We start from the raw sequence: 16,924 nt of genomic DNA, 5'->3' as shown, positions 1-16,924 counted from the left end.
AATTAACCTCGTTTTTTAAATTTAGCAATAAAAAATCCATCGCTATTAAATTCATCTGGTAATATTTTAACAAAATCTTGTTTTGGTAAATTACCGACTTGAATTGGAACTAATTCAAATTCAGGATGATGCTTCAAAAAGTCACCAACCACGTCTTCATCTTCTTCTTTAGTAATTGTACATGTAGAATAGACTAATTCACCCTCGGGTGCAAGTAGCGGGGCAAGTTGAGTTAAAATAGCGCGCTGAATTTTACTTAGACTCTGGATATCTTTTAAGCTTTTACCATATCTAATTTCTGGCTTTCTTCTAATTAATCCCAAACCAGAACATGGTGCATCTACCAAAATCTTATTAAATTGTCCTTTAGCAAATACTTCTCCTGCTTTACGGGCATCCAGTGTTTTAGTCTCGATTTTATCGCTAACTTTTAGTCGTTGAGCAGCCTTTTGAACCAATGTTAGTTTATTCTGGTGAATATCTAGTGCAATCACGTGTCCTGTAGTTAAATGCTCAGCTATTTGGACTGTCTTTCCGCCTGGAGCACTACATGCATCTAGCACTTCTTCATCCCCAGAAAAATCAAAAGCATCAACTGCTAAAGAAGCAGCACTATCTTGGATTGTAATTTTCCCTGCTTTAAAAAGTTCAGTATCGGCGACATTACCATGTTCGATAATCAGATTATGATCAGTCAACTTTGATGGCACACTTTTAATTCCAGCTGCATTTAACTGTTCTTGTACTTGCGCTGGGCTTAAGTCTTCAGCCGTAATTCTAATACTGGTGGAAGCAGGAACATTACTTGCTTTTAAGATACTTGCTGCTCTTTCTTGACCAAAAGTAGTAATAAAATAATTTACTAGCCACTCAGGAAAAGAATATTTTACACTTAAGTACTTTTTAATATCTGACTTAGGAGGTAATAATTTTCCTTGGCGTTCAAGTGAACGTAAGATTCCATTAACCAGGCGAAAACTACCGGAATTTTTCTTACCGTATTTCTTAGCTAATTTGTTCGCTTCATCAAAAATCGCATTAGTTGGAATGCGTTCTAAGAAAAAGTATTGATAAGCTGACATCAAAAGTAAAGGATAGAGATATTTATCCTTCAATTTTGTTTTAATTAATGGCTTTAATTGATAGTCTAAAAAGATTTTATATTGAATTGTCCCATATACTATTTTAGTTACTAAGGCCTTATCCTTATCACTTAAATTGCTTTTTGCTAAAGCATGGTTAAGTGCAATATTTGAATATGAATTTTGATTCAGGACTTTAATTAAAGTATCTAAGGCGACACTTCGTGCACTAGTCATCGATTATTTTATCTCCACTCTTAAATTTACTACCTTGACCATTGAGATAATCTTTAACGGTCATTTTCTTTTTACCAGTTGGCTGTACTTCCAATAAATCTAATACTGTACCATCCGCAAAGGCAAGTGCAAAGCGTTTTTTATTAGTAACTAAACTACCTGGCACCAGGTCAGTTTTTTCATCACTAACTTTAGTTTGCCAAATCTTCATTCGCTTGCCATCTATTAATAGATATGCGCCTGGATCTGGATTTAATCCTCTTACTAAATTATGTGCTTGTTGAGCGGTCATACTAGTTTTAATTTGTTCTTGATCTTTTGAAATATTGGGTGAAAAGACTACACCTGCTTCATTCTGCTTAGTTCTAGTTACTGTACCATCAAGAAATTTTGGTAAAGTTTCTAATAAAAGATCACGTCCTAGGACACTAAGCTTTTCAAAGAGACTACCAGAAGTATCATCATCCTTAATTGGTAAACTTGCTTGTGCAAAAATATCACCGGCATCCATCTTTTTAACCATTTCCATAATTGTGATTCCAGTTTCTTGATCTCCATTTAATAAAGAATATTGAATTGGAGCACCACCACGATATTTAGGAAGAAGTGAACCGTGAACGTTTACAGGTGCAATCTTTGCTGATTGCAAAAACTTGCTTGGTAAAAATTGGCCATAAGCTGCCGTAACGATAAAATCAGGTTGAATTTGCATTAATTCAGCTAATTCTTCTGAACCTGATAATTTTGCTGGTTGATAAACTTTTAAATCATTAGCCAATGCCAATTCTTTAACTGGAGATTGATGTAAGACTTGCTTGCGGCCAACCTTTTTATCAGGTTGAGTAACAACAGCTTTGATATCATACCCTTCCTTAATTAAGCCATCTAAGACAACTTTGCCAAAATTTGGAGTTCCTAAAAAGATTACTGATGACATCTGTAACACTTCTTTCTAAATTATTCGTTCTGGTTCATTATCAATATAGACATTTAGTCCTTGTTTTTTTATTTTTTGAGCCTCATCTTGCAACTCATGCAAGATCGGATTTAATTTATCTTCTTTTTTATATTTTACCAGTATTTGATAAAAATATTGATTCTTGATTTTTGCAATACTACTTGGTGTTGGTCCTAAAACAATTGTTGGTGCATGCAATTCTTGCATTAATTTTCTTTTTACTACAAAGGCAAATTTAGCAGCAGCTTGTTCGTTTTTCGAGGCTACAGAAATTAAAACGGTATAGAAAAACGGCGGATAATTTCCTTGATGTCTTACCTGCATCTCTTTACGATAAAAACTTTCGTAATCTTGGCTCTGGGCTAGTTCGATTGCATAATGCTCTGGATTATAAGTTTGAATCATAACTTCACCCTTTTTATCTGCTCTTCCCGCACGTCCTGAAACTTGAGTTAACAAGTCAAAGGTCTTTTCCGAAGCATTAAAATTTGGTACCTGCAATGAAGTATCTGCATTAATTACTCCAACTAAAGTAACATTTGGAAAGTCTAAGCCTTTAGCAATCATTTGCGTACCTAATAAGATATTAGCCTCTCCTGCCCCAAATTTATCAAGAATTTTTTTGTAACTACCTTTTCTTCTGGTAGTATCAACATCCATTCTTAAGATAGAAGCTTGCGGAATTAATTCCTTTAACTCCTCTTCAACTTTTTGGGTACCGGTTCCTAAGAAACGAATTTGAGTCTCTTGACAATTAGGACATTTATTGGGGATAGGAGTTTTGTATCCGCAATAATGACACTGCATTTGACCGGTATCTTTATGCATAGTTAATGAAATATCACAGTTAGGACATTGCATGACATAACCACAAGAGCGACAAAGCATGAAGTTAGCAAAACCGCGTCGATTTAAAAGTAAGATAACCTGCTCTCTGCGAGCTAATTTTTCCTTAATTTTTTCTACTAAATCTACTGACAAATCAAATTGTCCGCCAGCAAATTCTACTTGCTTTAAGTCAATTAAGGTAACTTCTGGTAAAGCTTTACTATTAGCACGCTCAGTTAAACGTAGCAATTCATAATTACCCTTTTGTGCTCGTGCGCGACTCGCTAAAGATGGTGTTGCACTTCCAAGTACTAAAGGACAGTGATGATATTTACTGCGTAATAATGCCACATCACGCGCATGATAACGCGGTGTATCTTCTTGTTTATAGGAAGACTCATGCTCTTCATCAATAATAATCAATCCTACATTAGATAAGGGTGCAAAGACAGCACTGCGTGCTCCTACAACTACCTGTGCTTCTCCTCTCCGAATTCTACGCCATTCATCATATCGCTCACCGGTAGATAACCCACTATGTAGCACAGCCACATTTGAACCAAAACGTGCCTTAACTTGCTCTACCATTTGAGGAGTCAAAGAAATTTCTGGTACTAACATTAATGCATTGCGACCACTTTCTAAAGCTTTTTGGATAGCATGAAGATAGACTTCTGTTTTTCCACTTCCTGTAACCCCTTCAAGCAAAAAAGTCTTATTTTCTCTTTCTTTTATTGCTTGAGAAATTTTACTTAAAGCCCGGTTTTGACCAGGATTTAAGGTAATCTCTTTTGATTTATTCTTACCTTTAAAATTAGCCAGTGGATCTCGATAAGTTTCAATTAAGTCTCTTTTTAACCATCCCTTTTCTACTGTTTGTTTTAGAAAACCGGCTGAAAGATTGAGCTCACTTTCTAGTTGCTTAGCTGTCTTAGGGTAAGATTCTTGATTATTAATAATATCCTTAATTAATTTTTGCTGGTTTACTGCGTTAGATTTTATCTGAGCTTTAATATTAAGATATGCATTTTGCCCTAACGCTAAGTTATAAAGATATTCTTGCTTTTTTTTAGCCTTATTTTCTACTAAGTATTCTATTTTTGCTTTGTTTTCTTCAATTAATTTTTTTATTTTAACAATTTGCTTTAGATCAGTTACTTCATTCAGATCAATTTCTTCTTTATTAAATAAAGACAATTTCGCTGTTTCTTCGTCTAGAGGAGTTAAAATTTTCCGATAATTTGCCTTCATAACACGTGGTAACATCGTCTGTAACAAAGTAATTCGATAAGCAAAAATTCTTTTAGCTAATATATCTGAAAGCTCAACTAATTCCGGTGTTAAAGGTGGCAGTTCATCTACCACTACCAAGAGATCTTTAAGTTTTCCAGAAAATTCAGTTGTTTCACTAATTCCAACTACAAAGCCCTGAACTTTTCTACGACCAAAGGGCACTACAACACGTGAACCTATTTCTACATCTTTTAGTTCAGGCGGAATATTATATTCAAAAACGCGATCTGTTTGCTTTGCAGCTACATCTACGATAACTTGCGCAATCATTAGTTCACCTACTAAAAAACCCCCATTGCTTAAACAATGAAGGCATGATTTAAATTATTAATCAAGTTTTTCAAAATGTTCAGGATCAATTGTTACTTTACCAGCAGCAATTTCTTCTAACGCCTTACCAACATCTTTTGCAGAATTATAATGAGTCAAAGCACCAGGAGCACCTGCTTCTAATTGATGAGCTCTTTTTGCAGCTAAAACTGAAAGAGAGTAACGTGAATCAACTTTTGACAACAATTTATCAATGGATGGATAAGTAATTCTCATTATGATTAGTCCTCCTTAACCATATTTCTATATTCATTAATAACTCTAGGAACGCGAACATGCTCAGCTTCTACAATAGATTTGATATGATCTACTGCATTAGCAACTGTATCATTGACCACCGCATAATCGTAATCTTCCATCATTAGGATTTCTTTACGCGCCTGTTGCATACGCATAGCAATCACTTGTTCAGAATCTGTACCACGATTTACAATTCGATCTTTTAACTCATGTAAATCTGGTGGAGTTAAGAAAATAAAGACTCCATCAGGCATTAATTTACGCACTTGACGGGCACCATTAACATCAATTTCTAAGAAAACATCTTTTCCTTCACTTAGCATCTTTTTAACCGGTGCTAAAGGAGTCCCATAATGATTTCCTACATATTGATTATACTCTAATAACTCGTCATTTTTAATTGCTTCCTGAAAACGACTTTCAGAAACAAAAAAGTAATCTTTCCCATCAACTTCGCCAGGGCGTGGTTTACGTGTGGTCATAGAAACCGAATATTCAAATGAAAAAGCTCTTTGCTTAACTAATGCACTTTTAACTGTTCCTTTACCAACTCCAGAAGGGCCAGAAAGAACTATCAATAATCCTTGCTTTGTCATGATTGCTCCTAACGAATAATTGTTTAACAAGAATATTTTGCATTAAAACGTATCTTAATGCAAGTTTCAAAGATAATTTTTATTAGATTTAAATTTTCCCTTGCTTTTCAGAACGTTCGTTCGTATAATAACTATTGCAAACATTTGTTCGAAATTAAGGAGCTGCAAACATTATGTCTTTTGCCCAAAATATTCAACACAAATTAAATACTTATGTTAAAAATATTTATCAGCATTTCTTTGAATATGATTTAGCTAAACTAACTACCTTTGAACAAGATCCCAGTTTAATAATCAGAAAATTAGAACAGGCATTTTTTCAAAGACAATTTGTCTTAATTACTTATCAAAACGGAAAAACTGAAATTGGTCAATTAATCGCTCGTTCAACTAATGGTCGTTTTGTTCTTCGGAATCATGATCATACAGTATATCGTTTAATTGATCTCTCTTCTATTTTTAACATTGAAGTTGCGTAACTCCTTATTTTTAATAAAAAACGCCACGTACTTTTTTAGTGCGTGGCGTTTTTTATCAATTATTATGTTTTTTAAAGCTATTCATTAAATCTGCAGCATTTTGTTTAGCAGCATCAGTAACATCTTGACCTGCCATCATTTTTGCAATTGCAGTAATTGCTTCCTCTTGTGTTAAAGGGCCTACTTGCGTATATGTAGCTCCATCTTCCACTTTCTTTTCAACGGAATATCGTTGATCTCCAGCAGCAGCTACTTGTGGTGAGTGTGTAATGGCAATTACCTGCTTTTCTCGACCAATAGCATGCATTTTTTTACCTATTGCTGCAGATACCCGTCCAGAAACTCCAGTGTCAATTTCATCAAAAATCATAGTTCCAACCGGCTCTACTTTACTAAAGATTGCTTTTAAGGCCAAAATTAATCTTGATTGCTCTCCTCCAGAGACTATTTTAACTAGGGGCATTAATTCTTCCCCCGGATTTGGAGCAATCACAAAAGTTACTTCATCTTCCCCAAGTTGGTTATATTGAGTAGTCTGATTAATCCGAATTGCAAAGCGAGCCTTTTCCATATACAAGTCTGCTAATTCTTTTTTTATCTTTTCTTCTAGTTTACGAGCTACGGCTTCTCTTTCTTCATGTAATGCATCTGCCTCTTTATCCATTACTTCTTCTAAAGCTTGAAGTTCTGTTTGTAACTTTCCTTCATCAAGACCACCAGTTTCAAATTGATCTAATTCTTTTTGAACTTTTTCGTAAAATTTAAAAACATCTGCTAAAGTTGGCCCGTATTTTTTCTTTAAGGAATTTAAAGTATCTAGGCGACTAACAACAAATTTATAATGCTCTTCATCAAAGTCCAAGCTATCCATTAATGAAGATAATTCACTACGGGCATCATTTAAGGAATATACACCGTCATTAAAACTCTGAGCAAAATTTTCAAACTTTTTCCCATATTCAGCTAATTCATTAGCTGAATTTTGAGCATCCCCCAGTAAAGTAGCTAAACCATGTTCCTCCTCATCATAAAGCTGCAAAAAATAAGCTGCTGTATTTGCAATTTTTTGATAATTACTTAATTCGTTAAATTCTTCTTCTAATTTTTCATCTTCATTTGGATCTTCTAAGTGTGCATTATCTAACTCATTAATTTGAAATTCCAAAATATCTTGGCGTTGTGCCAATTCTTGGGCATCTTCATTCAATTGACGTAATCTTTTATTTAATTTTTGCCATTGTTGATAATGTTTTTTATAAGATGTTAATTTAATTTTAAAGCTTTTATCCGCATAATTATCAACCAAATCAATCTGACGATCTGGATCCATCAAAATTTGCTGATCATTTTGCCCATGAATATCAACCAAGTTTTGTCCTAATTCACGCAAAACATTTATTGTCGTCAGTTGTCCATTAATTCTAACTACATTTCTACCTTTTGATGACAGTTCGCGACTAATAACAATTTGTTTATCATCACAAGGTAAGCCATATTTTTCACAAATTTCTTTTACAGTTTCAAATTGATCTTCTAATTCAAATAGACCAGTAATAATTGCTTTTTCTTCTCCACTACGAATCATCTCATGTTGAGCACGACTACCTAATAGTAAAGAAACCGCATCGATAATAATAGATTTTCCTGCTCCTGTTTCACCAATGATTACAGTCATATTTTCTTGAAAGCGAACCTTGAGTGCTTTAATAATGGCAAAATTTTTAATATCAAGTTCTACTAACATTACAATTCTCCTACAGACCAGCTACGGCTTTATTAACTAAAGTTGTAATATCACCATTCCATAAATTTTGACCTGGATTCTCAGTATCTTTCTTTAAATGGATCAAGAATTCAATATTACCCTTTCCTCCTTTAATTGGAGAATAATCTACACCAAGAATATTAAAGCCCAGTTTCATTGCTTCTTGCATAGTATGTTCAATTACATCATGGTGAACCTGATGATCATGCACAATTCCATGCTTACCAACATTTTCTGGGCCTGCTTCAAATTGCGGCTTAATTAAACATACCGCATCACACTGATCAGCTAATATTTCATACATTGGTGGCATAATTAAATCCAAAGAAATAAAAGATACATCAGTCATTGCAAAAGTAGGACGCCCTAAGGTAAAGTCTTCTAATTTACTAAAACGAAAGTTTTGTTTTTCCATTACGACTACTCGTGGATCATCTCTTAACTTCCATGCAAGTTGATTATAACCAACATCAAGTGCATAAACCATTTTCGCACCATTTTGTAAAGCTACATCTGTAAAACCACCAGTAGAGGCCCCAATATCTAAACAAATCCGATCCGTTAAATCAATATGGAAAACTTGGAGAGCTTTTTCTAATTTAAATCCTCCCCGAGAAACATATTTTTTTCCATCTGATTTAATATAAAATACTTCATCTTCATCGAACTTTTGCCCAGCCTTGTCAATTCTTTGATGATTATGATCACTGACTAGCCCTGCCATAATTGCGCGCTGGGCAGCAGTGCGTGAATGAAATAGATTTTGTTCAAAAAGTAATACGTCTGCTCTTTTTTTCCCCATTACAATACCTTCTGATATAAATCAAAGAACTCTGCCAAAAGAGAACTTTCAAAAATGTCGAGAGATTTTTTTCCTTCATCAACTAAAGCGATTAACTCTTGGCGACTCTCATCTAATCCTAATAAAGTAAAGGTATTATTCTTTCCTTCTGCTTCATCTTTATGAGTAGCCTTTCCTGCTTCTTGACTACTTTCAACTACATCAACTAAATCATCATAAATTTGATAAGAACGACCGAAGGTATAGGCAAACTTATTTAAAGCAGTAATTTTATTCTTATCTGTCTCTGCAACTTTAGCAATTGCCATTTCTACGCTAGCTTGTAGTAAACAACCAGTTTTGAGCCATTCCATCTTTGAAATAAATTCGCCATTATCTTTAACCGAACTATTATTAGTAGAATCAATATCTAAATATTGGCCTCCGACCATACCGTTAGGACCCACTGCTTTAGTAATTATTTCTACTTCAGTAATATTTTTACTACCTTGTGCTATCCATTGGATTCCTAAGGGAAGTAAAGCATCACCAGCTAAAATTGCCTCTGCCTCGCCCCATTTTTTATGACTAGTTAATTTGCCACGACGATAATCATCATTGTCCATTGCCGGTAAATCATCATGAATTAATGAATAAGTATGGATTAATTCAATGCCACATGCCGTTTTTATGTCATCTTCATTGATTTCATGATCTAAACTTGCTAAGGTAGCTAAATAAATTAATGGGCGTAATCTTTTACCACCAGCCATTACTGAATAAGCCATAATGTTACTAAATTTTTTATTATCAATGTCTTCTTCTAAATGTTTTTCTAAAAAGCTATTTATAATCGGAGTATATTTATGTCTAAATTCTGTTAAATTCATCATTATTCCTCCGGTGCTGCTGCATCTTCTGGATTAAGATCTTTTTCATTGCCGTCTTCGTCAATTAGCTTAGCTACTGTTTGTTCAGCTGCAGTTAATTTCTTTTCTAAATCTCGACTTAACTTTACTCCAGCTTGAAATTCACTTAATGCATCTTCAAGTGGAACATTTCCTGATTCTAATTTATTAACAATTTGTTGTAATTCATTTAATTGTTCTTCAAAGTTATTTTTCTTTTCTGGCATTTTCATTTCTCCTAATTTCAGTTACTTTAGCTTTAGCTTTTCCATCTTTAAATTGTAATTGTAAAGCTTGATCTACTTTTAATTCGTTAACTGAAGTAATTGTTTGACCTTCTTCATTAGCAGTATAAACAAAACCACGACTAATTGTTTTAAGTGGACTATTATCATCTAGCTTTTGCTCAAGACCTGCAAAACGATTACGTTCATTTTTTAAATAATTAAGCATAACTCGATTTAAATTGCTAGTAAGATATTTTTGTTTTTGTTCAAGTTGTACCAACTGTTTTTGAGGATTGATTCCCATTAATTTTTGGCTTACTAACTTAAAATTAGCTTTCTTTTGGGCAAGAATATTTTTTTCTACTTGGAAAAGTCTTTGTCTTAGCAAATCAACCTTTTGCAGTGGTTCATCATATATTCTACTTGGATCACGTAAAACAGGAGAATTCTCTAGATTTCTTACCTGTTCACGCTTATTTCGAATAATTGATTGAATTGAAGCAAAAAGTCGATTACGTAATTGATTAATTTGCATAACCACTTCTACTAAATTGGGAGTTGCATATTCAGCAGCTGCTGTTGGTGTCGCTGCCCGTGCATCAGCAACTAAGTCAGCTAAAGTCGTATCCGTCTCATGACCAACTGAAGAAATTACTGGCATTTGCATTTCATAGATTTTACGCACAACTTCTTCTTCATTGAATGGCCACAAATCTTCTAGTGATCCTCCTCCACGTCCAATGATTACTGCATCATATTTATCACTATTTTCAGCGATTTGACGCAAAGACCTCACAATTGAATCCGCTGCATCGTCCCCCTGTACTTTAGCTGGAAAGAGATCAATTTCAGCATGGGGGAAACGCCGATTAGCTGTAACCATAATATCATGGATAACTGCACCTGATGCACTTGTTACTACTGCAATACGATCCGGGAATGCAGGAAGAGGCTTTTTATGCTCTTGATTAAAGAGGCCTTCTTTAGCCAGCTTTTCTTGTAATTGACGTAATTGTTCATATAATGCACCCAATCCTGCTGGCTCCATAGTTTGAGCATAAAATTGATAAGATCCTTGTGGTCCGTAGACGCCTACATAACCACTTACGTAGACCTTCATTCCCTCTTCCGGCTTAAATTTTAACTTGTCAAAGTACGATTTAAACATCACTACATTTATTTTTGATTTTTCATCTTTCAAAGAAAAGTATTGATGGGAATTCATGCGAAAACGGAAGTTAGAAAGTTCTCCCTGCAAAAATACTTTATGTAGATAAGGATCATTTTTAAATTTTTGTGAAATATAATAATTTAAATCACTAACTTTTAAATAATTTGAACTATCAACCATTTATTTGGTTCTCCGCTAATATAAGAACTTGTTGCATTAAACTAACTACTGTTAAGGGACCAACTCCTCCTGGCACCGGAGTAATTGCACTTGCTTTATCGAAACACTCTTGATAATCAATATCTCCCATAAGATGACCATTTTTACGATTCATCCCTACATCAATTAAAACCGCATTTTCCTTAATCATGTCCCGTTTTAGTAAATGAGCTTGTCCAACATCTGAAACTACTATATCTGCTCTATTAGTTAAATCAGCTAGATTCTTTGTTTTAGAATGAGCGATAGTAACCGTCGCATCTCGCCTTAAGAATTGACTAGCTAGAGGCTTTCCCACAATCAAGCTTCGCCCGATAATTACAGCATCTTTGCCACTTACATCTAGCTGATAATAATCTAAAAGTGCTAGAATTCCTCTCACAGTTGCTGGAATAATCTGAGTTTTGCTCTGCCACATTCTTCCCTGATTGTAAGGATGAAAACCATCAGCATCTTTTTCAGGAGCGATTGTGGCAACTATTTTTTCAGTATCAATGTGCTTAGGCAAAGGTAACTGTACCATAATTCCATTTACTTTTGGATCACGGTTCAGCTCAATAATTTTATCAATTAACTCTTTTTGACTAATATTTTCAGAAAATTTAAGAGTAACTTCTTTAATTCCAATCCTTTTAGCTAAATTTTCTTTTGCCTTTAAATATATTCTACTTGCTGGATCTTCTCCAACTTCTATTACGTACAAAGTCGGAATAATATTTTTAAGATTAAGTTCTTTTACTTTCTCCTGTAACTTTGTAGTTAATTGATTGGCTACATTTTTACCATCTAATATTGTAGTCAAAATTTTCACCTCATAATAAAAAAAGCCGACTTTTCAGCCGACTTAAGTTATTTTTCTTCAATAAAGTTCCCTAAGACACCATTAATAAATGCCTTTGACTTCTCTGAAGAAAATTCTTCGCCAAGATTTAAAGCTTCATCTAAAGCAGCAACTGGATCAATTTGATCACTATTCTTTATTTCATACAATCCTAATTCTAAAATTGCACGATCAATTTGAGCCAATCTTTCAATACGCCAACCTGATTTTAAATAATTACCTATTTCTTCATCTAATTCAGGTTTTTGCTCTAAAATACCCTTTAAAAGGCTTCCTGATAATTCAGGAAAAGCCTTTAAATCAAGAGCCTTAGTTGTGCGACCAACTATATCATTATAATTTAATTCTGGTTCTTGATTTGCTAAATAGAGTGCTTGCAAGGCTATGCGTCGCATTTCATGTTGATTCATTATTTATCGGCCTCGCTATCTTCATTTGAGGAAAATAGTGCTTCAGAATCTTCAACCTTATCATCTTCTGATACAAGACCTACAACATGAATATTTACAGCTTTAAGATCCAAATCAGTCATTTGTTGTAACTGAGCAACAAGATTTTTTTGAAGTTGAACAGCTACCTTAGGAACATTAACGCCATAGTCTAAGTAAACATAAATATCAGCTGTTAATTGGTTATCCTCCACTGATAAGGAAACACCCTTACCACGATTTGAATGACCAAAAAGTGAATTTAATCCACTGCGCAAAGAACCGCGCATTTCATTTACACCATCAACTTTTTTAGCGGCAATGCCTAAAATGACTTCAAGAACACTCAAATCAACTCTAGTTTCGTCGCCGTTGTCATTGCTTGATAAAAGAATTGTTGAATTATCAGCCATAATTTACCTCGAAAATATAATCAATTACTTGTTTGCACGAGATACGTAAGTACCATCAGCAGTGTTAATAGTTAAAATATCACCTTGGTTAATAAAGAATGGTACGTTAACTACTAAACCAGTTTCCATAGTTGCTGGTTTACCACCACCAGAAGAAGTATCACCCTTAATATTAGGTTCAGTTTCTGCAACTTCTAAGTCAACAGTATTTGGTAATTCAATACCTAAAGTTTCGCCTTCATGAGTAATAACATTAACTTGCATATTTTCCTTTAAGTATTTTGCTTCTTCTTCAATTTGAGAATTTGGAATTTCAAGTTGTTCATAAGTATTGTTATCCATAAATACATAACTTGAACCATCATTGTAAAGGTATTGCATACCCTTAGTTTGAATATCAGCAGTATCAACTTTAGCAGTTGAACGGAAAGTATATTCTTGAACAGCACCAGTTCTCAAACTCTTAAGCTTTGAACGTACAAAAGCACTACCTTTTCCTGGCTTAACGTGTTGGAATTCAACGATACGCCATAAATCATTATTGTATTGAATAGTAAGTCCGTTTTTGAACTCATTAACGGAGATCATTGTCATGTTAAATTACCTCATTTCTATCTAATATTATATTACCAATCTTGCTCTATTTTTAGCAACTTAAACCATTAAAAATAAAATTAAATTTAGCTTTAAAAAATAGTAACCGCTATTTAGTATAGCAAATGTGCAAGTTATTTAACAAAATCTCCCTGTTCCTCTCTCTTACCGATCGACTTTTCATTTTCTTGTTTCTTATTGTACCAATACCAATGTAATGTCCAGCAAATTGCCACAAAAGGCACTGTATAATACAAAGCAACTCTTTGACTTGGGTCAAACCAAATTAAAATACAAGAAATTAAACTAGCAAAGAAAGCAAAATAAGGAACTACGGGATACCAAGGAGTGTGATATTTTAAATCGCTAACCTGGTGCCCTGCTTTAAGATACTCTTTTCTAAACTTCAATTCACACCAAGCAATTGCCATCCATACAAAAACAACTGCTAAACCAGAAATTGATACTAACACTAAATAAACTGTACTTGCAGCTACTTTACTGGAAATTAAAGCTAGAACTCCACCACACATACTGGCTAGTAAAGCGACAACAGGAACGCCTGCCCTATTTGTTTTAGTAAAAATTGCAGGTAAAGTCTTTTCATTTCCAAGTGACCAGAGCATTCTAGTTGAAGCATAAAGGCCCGAATTTGCCGCCGAAATAATTGCAGTTAAAATGACAAAGTTCATAATATTAGCCGCAAATGGAACGTGAATTTCATCCAACACGTAAACAAAAGGACTTTCTGTAACCCCTGCTACTTTATAAGGTATTAAAGCAGCCATGACGACAATACTACCAATAAAAAATACTAATAATCGCCATAATGTTGTCTTAATTGCTTGTGGAATAGCTTTATTGGGATCTTTTGCTTCGCCTGCAGTTACACCAATTAATTCTGTTCCTGAGAAGGCAAAGTTAACAGTTAACATGGTTGTAAATACGCCACCCCATCCATTAGGAAACCAACCATTTTTACAGAAGTTAGCTAATCCTGGTGCATGAGTTTGTCCACCCACTGGTAACAATCCAATAATTGCTGCTCCTCCTAAAATAATAAAAGCAACAATTGCCAATACTTTTACTGCCGCAAGCCAAAATTCACTTTCGGCAAATCCTTTAACTGAAAAGAAATTACTCAAAAAAATTACCACCATACATACTAAGCTCCAAATCCAAACGGGAGTGTTAGGGAACCATTTCTGCATAATTAGCCCCACAGCAGTAAATTCTGAGCCTAATGCAATTGTCCATGTTAACCAATATAAGATAGCCACCACAAATCCTGCAGAAGGACTAATAAGCTTTTTAGCATAAACATGAAAGGCACCTGTATAAGGCATTGCTACTGATAATTCTCCCAAGCAAAGCATTACTGCAAAAACTATTAATGCTCCTACGCCATAAGCTAGGACTGTACCTAAAGGACCGGCTTCATGGATGGTATAGCCCGAACTTAAAAATAGCCCTGTACCAATTACTCCGCCTAAAGAAATCATTTGAATATGGCGTGTACTCATCTTTCTTTTTAAGTGCGTTTCATGCTTCATTTTATTTACCTTCTTTCTTTAAGTTCATTCAAGGTTGTACTTATCTGGTTAACTTCTTTGGGACCCGTAGTGCAACATCCCCCAATCAAACGTGCACCTTTTTCATACCAAATTTTAGTCAATTTCGAAAAATCAAAGTTCTCTTTAACTTCTTCCCACTCTTTAATTTCTGGATTATAACTTGCTCCTTGGTTAGGATAGACAATTAAAGGCTTTGTTGTATTTTTATTTAACAATTCCAAAGCTGGCGTCACCAAATTTGGAGCCACACAATTAATCCCAATTCCAATCACTTGATCATAGTTATCTACTACTTGAGCTGCCTGAGCTAAAGAAGTTCCATCACTAATTGTCGTTTCATTTTTCAAAGTAAAGCTTACATAGACTGGTACTTTTGGTGCATTTTGAGTTAACCAATCAAGTAAAACGAGCGTCTCATCTAATTTAGGCTGTGTTTCAACTGCAATTAAATCTGGCTCCTCAGATAAAATTAACTTTAATCTTGGTAAATGAAAATCCAAATATTCTTGCTTACTTAATTCATAATCTCCTCGATATTCATTACCATCGGCCAAGTAAGCACCATATGGTCCCACAGTACCTACTACATAATTATGGATACCTGTTTGTTTTTCATAATCATCTCTTGCCTGTTTAGCAATTTTAACCGCCTGTTTAATAAAGCTTGCTGCTTGTTTTTGACTGTAGCCTGCTTTTATAAAAGCGGGAACATTAGCCTGATAAGTATCAGTGATTACAAGATTGGCACCTGCTTTGAAATAATTTAAATGAGCTTGATAAACTTTTTCTTCTTGATCAATCAGGGCAGCTGCGGTCCAAAGTTTACTATTTAAATTTGTTCCTTGTCTTTGTAACTCATCAGCCATTGCTCCATCAAGCACTAAACCTTTTTTAGCTTCTTCAAAAATTGTCATCACGATACCTCCTATTTCAAACAAAAAAGCACTCATCCAATAAGGACGAGTGCTTCGTGTTACCACCTTAATTTATTATTTATTTACATAAATAACCTTAGTAAGTAGCTCTCTAATGAGAATTACCTTGCGACTTTTAAGAAAGTGTTCGTCATAATTGAATACAGATGAGTAATTTCTTCAATGCGCTTATTATAACCCACATCTTTTTGCGTTTTAGATTCCGGTCTAAAAGTAAAGGTATAACCAATTAATTTTCTTCCTCGAATTCCCTTAGAATAATTCTTAGTAATTCGAAAATTCATAAAGTACGGCGCTAAATATTCTGCTGTCGGATTGAGTATTTTTTGGTCAATACTTCCGGGACGATAGCTCTTAGGTACATCAAGGGCATTTCTAAATTCCTCTAAGGTAAATGTCTTTTTGCCTACCGTACGCCATTGCTTTAAATACATAAACAACTTCTTTGAATATGAGGTATGAAGTCGAGTGGCTTGTTCTAAGGCAAATCTCGTCCATTGCGATAAATTATTGAAATACTTTGTTGCCTGTGGTGAAACTCTAATCCAAGCATTGTAATCAGTATCGATATAAGATTGGCTAAAGATATTAACATTCATATATATCTTTTTGTCCCCATCTTCTTGTTCCAAGCTGGCCTGAATAGTCATAAATTTCTTCAATGTATCATTCGATTTTTTGATAAATTCATCATTTGTTATATGTTTTCTAAAATACATTAATTCTTTTACTTTAGAAATTGGAATTTTGATTAGATTATCTTTTTGATCGAGAACCTGAGAATCAATGATATTCCACCAGTCAATATCAAAGGGCGTCCACTTTTTGGAAAAATTAGGAAATCCTTTTACTAGCAGATCATTATCCATCTTGACAATGGTACTCAATTTCTTATTTTGATCTTCGTCACTAATTTCAATGAGATTAAGTTCTTCAGACATCACAAACCATCCTAATTATCTTTTTTATTAATTATAAAAGAAACACCATATCAATGCAATTTGGTGTTCTAAATAAAGAAGATA

18 protein-coding genes are annotated in these 16,924 nt (G+C 34.2%); 1 reads left to right on the top strand and 17 read right to left on the bottom strand.

Annotated features, from left to right (window positions below; genetic code table 11):
- Positions 1-2: 2 nt before the first annotated feature.
- Genes rsmB through gmk form a run of 5 tightly spaced genes read right to left on the bottom strand, consistent with a single transcriptional unit; the run spans position 3 to position 5,564 of the window.
- Positions 3-1,319 carry a 16S rRNA (cytosine(967)-C(5))-methyltransferase RsmB gene (rsmB, locus tag FP432_RS01230; RefSeq protein ID WP_265489034.1) on the bottom strand — a complete coding sequence of 439 codons (1,317 nt, stop codon included), beginning with the start codon at positions 1,317-1,319 and terminating at the stop codon, positions 3-5.
- Positions 1,312-2,256, bottom strand: a complete 945-nt coding sequence (fmt, locus tag FP432_RS01225) for a methionyl-tRNA formyltransferase (RefSeq protein ID WP_265489032.1) — start codon at positions 2,254-2,256, stop codon at positions 1,312-1,314. The genes rsmB and fmt overlap by 8 nt, the downstream gene beginning before the upstream one ends.
- A 15-nt stretch (positions 2,257-2,271) precedes the next feature.
- Positions 2,272-4,668 (bottom strand): primosomal protein N', encoded by a 2,397-nt coding sequence (gene priA / locus FP432_RS01220; RefSeq protein ID WP_265489030.1) that lies wholly within the window; start codon positions 4,666-4,668, stop codon positions 2,272-2,274.
- Between the two features lie 57 nt (positions 4,669-4,725).
- Positions 4,726-4,944 (bottom strand): DNA-directed RNA polymerase subunit omega, encoded by a 219-nt coding sequence (gene rpoZ / locus FP432_RS01215; protein ID WP_265489029.1) that lies wholly within the window; start codon positions 4,942-4,944, stop codon positions 4,726-4,728.
- A 5-nt stretch (positions 4,945-4,949) separates the two neighbouring features.
- Entirely contained in the window at positions 4,950-5,564 is a 615-nt protein-coding gene (gene gmk / locus FP432_RS01210; RefSeq protein ID WP_265489027.1) for a guanylate kinase, read from the bottom strand.
- A gap of 173 nt (positions 5,565-5,737) precedes the next feature.
- Here gmk and FP432_RS01205 point away from each other — a divergent pair, with 173 nt between their 5' ends.
- Positions 5,738-6,043, top strand: coding sequence for a hypothetical protein (locus tag FP432_RS01205; protein ID WP_265489025.1), 306 nt, complete (start codon positions 5,738-5,740; stop codon positions 6,041-6,043).
- Between the two features lie 55 nt (positions 6,044-6,098).
- On the opposite strand, the gene recN is transcribed toward FP432_RS01205, so the two are convergent.
- The 12 genes from recN to FP432_RS01145 all read right to left on the bottom strand — a co-directional run bounded on the left by recN (position 6,099) and on the right by FP432_RS01145 (position 16,840).
- Positions 6,099-7,787, bottom strand: a complete 1,689-nt coding sequence (recN, locus tag FP432_RS01200; protein WP_265489023.1) for a DNA repair protein RecN — start codon at positions 7,785-7,787, stop codon at positions 6,099-6,101.
- 10 nt (positions 7,788-7,797) lie between these two features.
- Complete coding sequence (locus FP432_RS01195; protein ID WP_265489022.1) at positions 7,798-8,610, bottom strand: TlyA family RNA methyltransferase; 813 nt, start codon at positions 8,608-8,610, stop codon at positions 7,798-7,800.
- On the bottom strand, positions 8,610-9,482 hold the full coding sequence (locus tag FP432_RS01190) for a polyprenyl synthetase family protein (RefSeq protein ID WP_265489020.1): 873 nt from the start codon (positions 9,480-9,482) through the stop codon (positions 8,610-8,612). The genes FP432_RS01195 and FP432_RS01190 overlap by 1 nt, the downstream gene beginning before the upstream one ends.
- Positions 9,482-9,724 carry an exodeoxyribonuclease VII small subunit gene (locus tag FP432_RS01185; RefSeq protein ID WP_265489019.1) on the bottom strand — a complete coding sequence of 81 codons (243 nt, stop codon included), beginning with the start codon at positions 9,722-9,724 and terminating at the stop codon, positions 9,482-9,484. The genes FP432_RS01190 and FP432_RS01185 overlap by 1 nt, the downstream gene beginning before the upstream one ends.
- Positions 9,705-11,075 carry an exodeoxyribonuclease VII large subunit gene (xseA, locus tag FP432_RS01180; protein WP_265489018.1) on the bottom strand — a complete coding sequence of 457 codons (1,371 nt, stop codon included), beginning with the start codon at positions 11,073-11,075 and terminating at the stop codon, positions 9,705-9,707. The genes FP432_RS01185 and xseA overlap by 20 nt, the downstream gene beginning before the upstream one ends.
- Entirely contained in the window at positions 11,068-11,916 is an 849-nt protein-coding gene (locus tag FP432_RS01175) for a bifunctional 5,10-methylenetetrahydrofolate dehydrogenase/5,10-methenyltetrahydrofolate cyclohydrolase (protein WP_265489016.1), read from the bottom strand. Before FP432_RS01175 ends, xseA begins: the two co-directional genes overlap by 8 nt.
- Before the next feature lie 47 nt (positions 11,917-11,963).
- On the bottom strand, positions 11,964-12,365 hold the full coding sequence (nusB, locus tag FP432_RS01170; protein WP_265489015.1) for a transcription antitermination factor NusB: 402 nt from the start codon (positions 12,363-12,365) through the stop codon (positions 11,964-11,966).
- Entirely contained in the window at positions 12,365-12,796 is a 432-nt protein-coding gene (locus FP432_RS01165; RefSeq protein ID WP_265489013.1) for an Asp23/Gls24 family envelope stress response protein, read from the bottom strand. Before FP432_RS01165 ends, nusB begins: the two co-directional genes overlap by 1 nt.
- A 24-nt stretch (positions 12,797-12,820) precedes the next feature.
- Positions 12,821-13,390 (bottom strand): elongation factor P, encoded by a 570-nt coding sequence (gene efp / locus FP432_RS01160; RefSeq protein WP_265489012.1) that lies wholly within the window; start codon positions 13,388-13,390, stop codon positions 12,821-12,823.
- 134 nt (positions 13,391-13,524) lie between these two features.
- Positions 13,525-14,943 carry an amino acid permease gene (locus FP432_RS01155; protein ID WP_265489010.1) on the bottom strand — a complete coding sequence of 473 codons (1,419 nt, stop codon included), beginning with the start codon at positions 14,941-14,943 and terminating at the stop codon, positions 13,525-13,527.
- Positions 14,944-14,948: 5 nt separating this feature from the next.
- Complete coding sequence (mmuM, locus tag FP432_RS01150; protein ID WP_265489008.1) at positions 14,949-15,878, bottom strand: homocysteine S-methyltransferase; 930 nt, start codon at positions 15,876-15,878, stop codon at positions 14,949-14,951.
- Between the two features lie 122 nt (positions 15,879-16,000).
- Positions 16,001-16,840 carry a replication initiation protein gene (locus tag FP432_RS01145; RefSeq protein WP_265489006.1) on the bottom strand — a complete coding sequence of 280 codons (840 nt, stop codon included), beginning with the start codon at positions 16,838-16,840 and terminating at the stop codon, positions 16,001-16,003.
- Positions 16,841-16,924 lie beyond the last annotated feature (84 nt).

This window comes from Lactobacillus sp. PV034, from assembly GCF_014522305.1.
Taxonomy (GTDB): Bacteria; Bacillota; Bacilli; order Lactobacillales; family Lactobacillaceae; genus Lactobacillus.
Note: the sequence above shows the minus strand (reverse complement) of the source record. Positions and strands in the feature narration are given on the sequence as shown.

What these genes read in the sequence shown, in the direction of transcription:
- rsmB (WP_265489034.1), bottom strand. Translation starts at nt 1,319, where the DNA reads ATGACTAGTGCACGAAGTGTCGCCTTAGATACTTTAATTAAAGTCCTG.
- fmt (WP_265489032.1), bottom strand. Translation starts at nt 2,256, where the DNA reads ATGTCATCAGTAATCTTTTTAGGAACTCCAAATTTTGGCAAAGTTGTC.
- priA (WP_265489030.1), bottom strand. Translation starts at nt 4,668, where the DNA reads ATGATTGCGCAAGTTATCGTAGATGTAGCTGCAAAGCAAACAGATCGC.
- rpoZ (WP_265489029.1), bottom strand. Translation starts at nt 4,944, where the DNA reads ATGAGAATTACTTATCCATCCATTGATAAATTGTTGTCAAAAGTTGAT.
- gmk (WP_265489027.1), bottom strand. Translation starts at nt 5,564, where the DNA reads ATGACAAAGCAAGGATTATTGATAGTTCTTTCTGGCCCTTCTGGAGTT.
- FP432_RS01205 (WP_265489025.1), top strand. Translation starts at nt 5,738, where the DNA reads ATGTCTTTTGCCCAAAATATTCAACACAAATTAAATACTTATGTTAAA.
- recN (WP_265489023.1), bottom strand. Translation starts at nt 7,787, where the DNA reads ATGTTAGTAGAACTTGATATTAAAAATTTTGCCATTATTAAAGCACTC.
- FP432_RS01195 (WP_265489022.1), bottom strand. Translation starts at nt 8,610, where the DNA reads ATGGGGAAAAAAAGAGCAGACGTATTACTTTTTGAACAAAATCTATTT.
- FP432_RS01190 (WP_265489020.1), bottom strand. Translation starts at nt 9,482, where the DNA reads ATGATGAATTTAACAGAATTTAGACATAAATATACTCCGATTATAAAT.
- FP432_RS01185 (WP_265489019.1), bottom strand. Translation starts at nt 9,724, where the DNA reads ATGCCAGAAAAGAAAAATAACTTTGAAGAACAATTAAATGAATTACAA.
- xseA (WP_265489018.1), bottom strand. Translation starts at nt 11,075, where the DNA reads ATGGTTGATAGTTCAAATTATTTAAAAGTTAGTGATTTAAATTATTAT.
- nusB (WP_265489015.1), bottom strand. Translation starts at nt 12,365, where the DNA reads ATGAATCAACATGAAATGCGACGCATAGCCTTGCAAGCACTCTATTTA.
- FP432_RS01165 (WP_265489013.1), bottom strand. Translation starts at nt 12,796, where the DNA reads ATGGCTGATAATTCAACAATTCTTTTATCAAGCAATGACAACGGCGAC.
- efp (WP_265489012.1), bottom strand. Translation starts at nt 13,390, where the DNA reads ATGACAATGATCTCCGTTAATGAGTTCAAAAACGGACTTACTATTCAA.
- FP432_RS01155 (WP_265489010.1), bottom strand. Translation starts at nt 14,943, where the DNA reads ATGAAGCATGAAACGCACTTAAAAAGAAAGATGAGTACACGCCATATT.
- mmuM (WP_265489008.1), bottom strand. Translation starts at nt 15,878, where the DNA reads ATGACAATTTTTGAAGAAGCTAAAAAAGGTTTAGTGCTTGATGGAGCA.
- FP432_RS01145 (WP_265489006.1), bottom strand. Translation starts at nt 16,840, where the DNA reads ATGTCTGAAGAACTTAATCTCATTGAAATTAGTGACGAAGATCAAAAT.